The 5,301-nt window shown below is 43.8% G+C and carries 8 protein-coding genes and 1 pseudogene; 3 read left to right on the top strand and 6 right to left on the bottom strand.

What is annotated here, in order from left to right:
• Positions 1 to 243: 243 nt before the first annotated feature.
• Positions 244 to 915, top strand: a complete 672-nt coding sequence (locus tag Xets_RS12835) for a hypothetical protein (protein WP_074025176.1) — start codon at positions 244 to 246, stop codon at positions 913 to 915.
• 60 nt (positions 916 to 975) lie between these two features.
• On the opposite strand, the gene Xets_RS12830 is transcribed toward Xets_RS12835, so the two are convergent.
• Both Xets_RS12830 and Xets_RS12825 read right to left on the bottom strand, forming a co-directional pair.
• Positions 976 to 1,473 carry a DUF1643 domain-containing protein gene (locus Xets_RS12830; protein ID WP_074025177.1) on the bottom strand — a complete coding sequence of 166 codons (498 nt, stop codon included), beginning with the start codon at positions 1,471 to 1,473 and terminating at the stop codon, positions 976 to 978.
• A gap of 173 nt (positions 1,474 to 1,646) precedes the next feature.
• Complete coding sequence (locus Xets_RS12825; RefSeq protein WP_187651802.1) at positions 1,647 to 1,811, bottom strand: hypothetical protein; 165 nt, start codon at positions 1,809 to 1,811, stop codon at positions 1,647 to 1,649.
• Between the two features lie 390 nt (positions 1,812 to 2,201).
• Between Xets_RS12825 and Xets_RS12815 the strand changes: the two genes are divergently transcribed.
• Positions 2,202 to 2,468 (top strand): type II toxin-antitoxin system prevent-host-death family antitoxin, encoded by a 267-nt coding sequence (locus Xets_RS12815; protein WP_244149749.1) that lies wholly within the window; start codon positions 2,202 to 2,204, stop codon positions 2,466 to 2,468.
• Positions 2,458 to 2,793: a plasmid stabilization protein gene (locus tag Xets_RS12810; protein WP_074025179.1), complete on the top strand. Its 336-nt coding sequence runs from the start codon at positions 2,458 to 2,460 to the stop codon at positions 2,791 to 2,793. Before Xets_RS12815 ends, Xets_RS12810 begins: the two co-directional genes overlap by 11 nt.
• Positions 2,794 to 2,812: 19 nt before the next feature.
• Here Xets_RS12810 and Xets_RS12805 read toward each other — a convergent pair whose 3' ends face one another.
• The 4 genes and pseudogenes from Xets_RS12805 to Xets_RS24700 all read right to left on the bottom strand — a co-directional run.
• Positions 2,813 to 3,118, bottom strand: coding sequence for a hypothetical protein (locus tag Xets_RS12805; RefSeq protein WP_074025180.1), 306 nt, complete (start codon positions 3,116 to 3,118; stop codon positions 2,813 to 2,815).
• Between the two features lie 623 nt (positions 3,119 to 3,741).
• Positions 3,742 to 4,266 carry a GNAT family N-acetyltransferase gene (locus tag Xets_RS12795; RefSeq protein ID WP_187651801.1) on the bottom strand — a complete coding sequence of 175 codons (525 nt, stop codon included), beginning with the start codon at positions 4,264 to 4,266 and terminating at the stop codon, positions 3,742 to 3,744.
• A 261-nt stretch (positions 4,267 to 4,527) separates the two neighbouring features.
• Entirely contained in the window at positions 4,528 to 4,947 is a 420-nt protein-coding gene (locus tag Xets_RS12790; protein ID WP_187651800.1) for a thioesterase II family protein, read from the bottom strand.
• A gap of 63 nt (positions 4,948 to 5,010) precedes the next feature.
• Positions 5,011 to 5,169 (bottom strand): annotated as a pseudogene (locus tag Xets_RS24700) (IS982 family transposase); the annotation flags it as partial.
• Positions 5,170 to 5,301 lie beyond the last annotated feature (132 nt).

The raw sequence follows: 5,301 nt of genomic DNA, 5'->3' as shown, positions 1-5,301 counted from the left end.
GAACCCGATAGAACACAAATGGGGCGGAGCAAAAGCGATAAGGAGGCAAAAAAGATGTTCAGTTGATGAGTTGTTTACGGAGCATATTGAATATGTCAGGTTAGTTCGGTGTAAAAAGGCCATCCAGTTATACATGCCGCAGTGAGCATATGTCCCTCCAAAAATATCTATCTTGTCTTGCTAAAACAGCATCATTATATGATACTATAAATGAAAATCTCAGTTTTATATGGATAGAAACTTATGTCGGGTGAAAGAGGTATTTATGCGTTAACTAATATATTTACTTGTAAAAGTGGTTATCTATCAGAGGATATTCAAGAAGGGTGTATTTTTAATATAGAGTGCGAAACGGTTGGAAATGACTGTGATACTGACGAAGAAGTAACTATATCCAAATCGCGCTTCATTCTCGTCAATTCAAGTCACAATGGTGTTTTATATGACTGGAATGATCTTTTGGACTTGGAGGCATCAACTAAGCCCTATATGGAGTTGTTTGATGTTGAGAGCAATGAATTATCATCTGCTGCATTCGAGGCTATAGGGAGTCCATATGATCACTTCTATCCTGATGATGTAACTCAATTATTTATTATTGACCGTATCGAAATAATTCCAGAATATAGGGGTAAAAAATATGCTGAAATTATAATTTTCGATGCAATAAGAATATTTGCAGCTAGTTCACAACTAATAGCCTTGAAGCCCTTCCCCTTGAAATTTGAAATTCCTGTCGATAAATGGACAAGAGCATCAGAAGAAGAGAAAGAGTGGCACAGGAGGTTAGGGCTCGAACAATTCATCCCCGATGAAAAATTGGCGTTTCAGCGACTTTGCGATTATTACAAACGACTAGGTTTTGTAGACACAGGAAATGGCGTTTTCATAATGCAGAATGTTGGGGTCTATTAAAGTAGTGAAACAGAGACATTCTGTTCCCTTGTACTATCCAGCTCTTCAAATTTCAGATTTCTACATGTTTATGCCACTTACTAGTGGTATTAGACTTGTCGAGTATCCAAGCATTAATGGGTGTTTCGGATCTCCTGACCCAGTAACACCGAATGTCATCACGGGCTTCCCAGATGCAACGAGCTGCTCTAAAAGCCTGTCCAAATGAATATGTAGAGACTTAGGCAGCTTGGTTCGGCTCCCCCAGCAGGGAACCAGCACATCCGCATCCCGAATAATCCTTTCCAGGTGAATTTCATTTTCAGGGCCGACAGGATCAACCACCGTAGCCAGTTCACGAACGTTGGTCGCCCGGAACGCAAAAGCATTACCGACAATGAAGCGTTTCCCTCCGTTGGCCTTGGTAAATCCCATCCACTTCCTGACAGTGTGATCGTCCTCGGTGGCCGTGGCCGTAGAACCGTTCACACCAAAATAACCGAACACAATTCCCTCGGATTGCACATCCCTTTCCAGTCGGTATCTGTACATGCCGCACTTACTGATAATTGCACTCAAAATATCACCTCTTTTTAGCTGAAAAACACCCTTTCACAGTTGCATTTTTTAATACTACGATAGGATGAAAGTGTAGGCCTAAGGCACCATCGCGTATAGTGGCTACGGAGATGAAGAGCCCTGCTCCCCCTTTCCTAAAACCGCAGAACACAAACTCAAGCGGTTCGTATGTGTCACTCATTTTGATCATCCAGAGTGACAAACAAAACCCTATTAGCTCGTTCCTGGAGCTCTATCAGTTTCGCAGCATCTACACTACTCAAAGACATATCTCCGCCATAGAGGCGATATTCAACACTGCCCATTGCTTGGCGAAGCAATCCAAGCAGGACATTCACGTTTGCTGGTGAACATAGGGGTGATAGGTCTACAGTTCGCCGCAATTTGAACAGGATAAAGAACCGGCGCGTTTGAGGTGCGTAACCGTATAGACCTTCTCAATACTCAGCTCTTCTCTAATCTGGCTGTTTGAGTGCCCCTCTCCGCTTAGAACGCGACTACATAAGCCCTTCTGCATCTGTCATCTCTGGATGCTGGTGGTAGTAATCAATGGCTTCTTTTTCATCAATCAGCAGAGGGAGGTTGTTCATTCAGGACACCTTTAGTCACATGACTATAGCTCTCCTCTATCCATACGCCAAAAGTCCATATAATGGCCAAATATGGACTTTTATGTTGACTTGATTTATCCTTTGGTTGGTAACTGTATTTCATTATTGGAGTTAACCATGACCTTATCTACTTCACCGCGTATCACCACGGTATCAGCCTTTAAGAAGGAACTGGCTTCTATGGATGTATCTGATCCCGTAGTAGTAACCCAGAATGGGGAACCTTTATATGTGGTTCAAGATCCTGCTCAGTTTGAAATGCAGCAGGAACAAATGGCTCTGCTACGACTGCTGTCTTTTGCAGAAAAGGACGTTCAGGCTGGCCGAACCGTATCATCTTTCGACCTTCGGGCCGCACTGAAAGGACTTGTTGATGAAGTTTGAGTATTCCTTAGCTTTCCAAAAACAGCTTCATGACAAATTCTACTATTTAGCGAGGCACATCGGACAATTGGCGGCTCAAGAGCTTCTTGATGGCTTCATTATTGGATTTGAAAAAAGAGTAAATGAGCATCCAGGTAGCGCTCCATTATGTATAGAGGCGGCGGATCTTGGGTTTACAACCTATCACGACTATGTTGATTCAAAACTCCAGTTGCGAACAATCTATCGTTTTTCTGAGGCAGAAGGCGTTGTTTACCCATTATTATTTTTAAGCACAAGGCAAAGCATCCGACAGGCTTTGATTCAATATTGTCTGCGCCATTAACACCCCATATTGGGGTGTTTTATTCTCGTTTCTCTTCCAGCCGCTGCCGGTACTCCTTGGGCTGCTGCTGTGAGTGCCAGGATTGTCCCTTCGATACTGATTTCGTGATGGCGGCCATCTCATCTGGGGTCAACCGAGTGAGCTGCTCTTCCGGGTAGATCAGGATAGTGTTGCTGTCCCAGTCAAACCCAGCATGAATAGCTTTCATCCCCACGGTAGGGGTTCCACCAATCCCTCCAGGCTGGTGGATGACAAGCCTCAAAGGCGCTGAGGCTTTGTGGGGATGAAGGATATCGAGAGCTCCTTTTGCTTCTTGTAACTCCATTGGGTTACCTCATAGTGAAAGTTAATTTGCCTTCTGCTGTCTGGTAGAAACCTTCAAGGCCAACGCCTTTGTCATATCGGGTTGCTGAAAGCGCACCTTGATCCGTTCAGGCTAAGTGTCCATCTCGTTGCACCGCAGGGTGCCGATAGCCGCGTCACGGTAAACCTGATATAAGTCGGTTCCACCAATGGAGTTAATTGGTATCATCCAGAGCCTTCTTGTATTCGTTGCTTGGTTGAGGGACGCTTTAACAAGCTGACAGGGCAAACAACCCCATCAGCAGACATCCCAACTTAGTTGCTATCTTGATCATCAGTTCTCACTCCACTTTCACATGTGAAAGTTTTATTGTTTCGCAGAATCGTCTTGTTGCGACTCAATCATCACTTTTCGCATCACCGCCATGATGGCTTGTGCCGGTTGAGCACCACCGAGGAGCTGGCTCTTGTAGCGGTCAAGAACTACCGGACACTACATCGAACCCCTGCCCAGATTTGACATAGCCCTCAGCATCAACATTCCCGTAGACTGATCCACCCGTTTTAGGGTAGGCATTTTTTGCCAGATCTACCATTCCTGCCAAACCGAGGTAATACGCATTCGTGCAGACTTTCTCTGTAACCCTAAAAGATCTCTTTATAATAAATTACCGTACCATCATAGTTGCCGTTTGAACTTAACGCAAAACCTGGAATAGCTCCCACGCGTGTGAAACCACGTTTCGCGTATAATTTTTCAGAGACATCGCCCTCTCTGATATCCAGTACTAATAGCCTTAAACCGATATTTGTTGATAATTCCTCGGCTTTTGACATAAGTAATGTTCCAATTCCCACAGAACGACAGGCTCTTTTTACCATGAGTTTCTCGATTTCCCCCCGGTGTTTACCGTTATCTTTTTTTGTTAGCCCAATTTGAACACTCCCAACAATTTCTGCGTCTTTCAGCGCAATCAGGAGTCGGCAATTTTCATCTTTAATCTGAGCATCTACATCACTCCAATATCCAACTGCACTCTCTCTTTTCAGCGGAGCAATAAAACCGATAGAGGCACCATCATCAACGCAGTCAGTCAATAGTGTAATCAGTTTATTTCTATAATTTTTGCTCGATTTGATTTCTTTAATTTCAATATCAATATCACTCATATTTTCTTCTCTTATAGTTAAATTAGTGTAATTTGACACTGTAGTTCTTTTTCGTCATTTGGATTCATACTTTATGTCATATTATGTTGGTTTTATTATGTATTTCCTTAAAAACGTCACTCAACCAATACAACTTTCATCCAATAGTATTGCGGAAACTATACGATTAATATGTCCAGCAACGCTGTTAGGATTACTGTCAATATAGAAATGTCCACCTTCCACACGCTTGACATCAATAGGTGAGCGAAAATATTTTTGCTAGGCATAAACCGCCTCCAGAGGAGTCCGTTTATCCCGGGTTCCGTATAAAATCGTGGCGGGGAAATCAAAGCAGGTGGTCTGATCCACTGTATGAGAATAAGAAAGTTCAAAGTCTGCTCTTAACATCGGAATCAGGAGATTCATCAATTCCTTATTCTTAATAATGATCTCAGGTGTTCCCCCCATTTGACCGAGTTTTTCGGCGAAATCATTGTTCGGTAACTCATGAATAGGATCTGCATGGTTATGCAGATGGAGCGCTCTGGCGCCAGAACAGATCATATGGCGTGGCGGATTGTCTTGCCGGGTCTGATGTAACGCACTCTCAAACGCCAGCCGGGTGCCAAAGCTATGACCAAATAGGATATAAGGTTTAGTGTAAACCGCCGACAAGGCCTGATAAATAAAAGACTTCATTGACGGCAGTCCCTTATAGGAGGAGCACTAAACTGTGTTCCTCTACAGGGAAGCTGAATAACCTCAGCTTCGTTTAAAAATAGCGATATCATTATCCCGTAGATTCAGGCTCGGTTTTTTAGGTTGGAATGTATAAGCAATAAGGCCTGCGGCGATTTCCAGCAGAAAACCGAGCTGACTACGATGTCTTGAATGCGCTATCTGAGAAATATTTTTGAGCTGATCAATGACCGGTTGAGTAGACCGCGGGAACTACCCCCGCAGCCTCTCGCAGAACGGTACGTGAGCCTCTCGACTCATACCGCTCCCATCAAGCAAACGTGCCTGTCATTCCTGCCCGCCAATGGGCAAACA

Source organism: Xenorhabdus sp. TS4, from assembly GCF_014467265.1.
Taxonomy (GTDB): domain Bacteria; phylum Pseudomonadota; class Gammaproteobacteria; order Enterobacterales; family Enterobacteriaceae; genus Xenorhabdus; species Xenorhabdus ehlersii.
Note: the sequence above shows the minus strand (reverse complement) of the source record. Positions and strands in the feature narration are given on the sequence as shown.

Excerpts from the sequence above, each read along its gene's own strand:
- Xets_RS12835 (WP_074025176.1), top strand. The coding sequence starts at position 244 with ATGTCGGGTGAAAGAGGTATTTATGCGTTAACTAATATATTTACTTGT.
- Xets_RS12815 (WP_244149749.1), top strand. The coding sequence starts at position 2,202 with ATGACCTTATCTACTTCACCGCGTATCACCACGGTATCAGCCTTTAAG.
- Xets_RS12810 (WP_074025179.1), top strand. The coding sequence starts at position 2,458 with ATGAAGTTTGAGTATTCCTTAGCTTTCCAAAAACAGCTTCATGACAAA.
- Xets_RS12805 (WP_074025180.1), bottom strand. The coding sequence starts at position 3,118 with ATGGAGTTACAAGAAGCAAAAGGAGCTCTCGATATCCTTCATCCCCAC.
- Xets_RS12795 (WP_187651801.1), bottom strand. The coding sequence starts at position 4,266 with ATGAGTGATATTGATATTGAAATTAAAGAAATCAAATCGAGCAAAAAT.
- Xets_RS12790 (WP_187651800.1), bottom strand. The coding sequence starts at position 4,947 with ATGAAGTCTTTTATTTATCAGGCCTTGTCGGCGGTTTACACTAAACCT.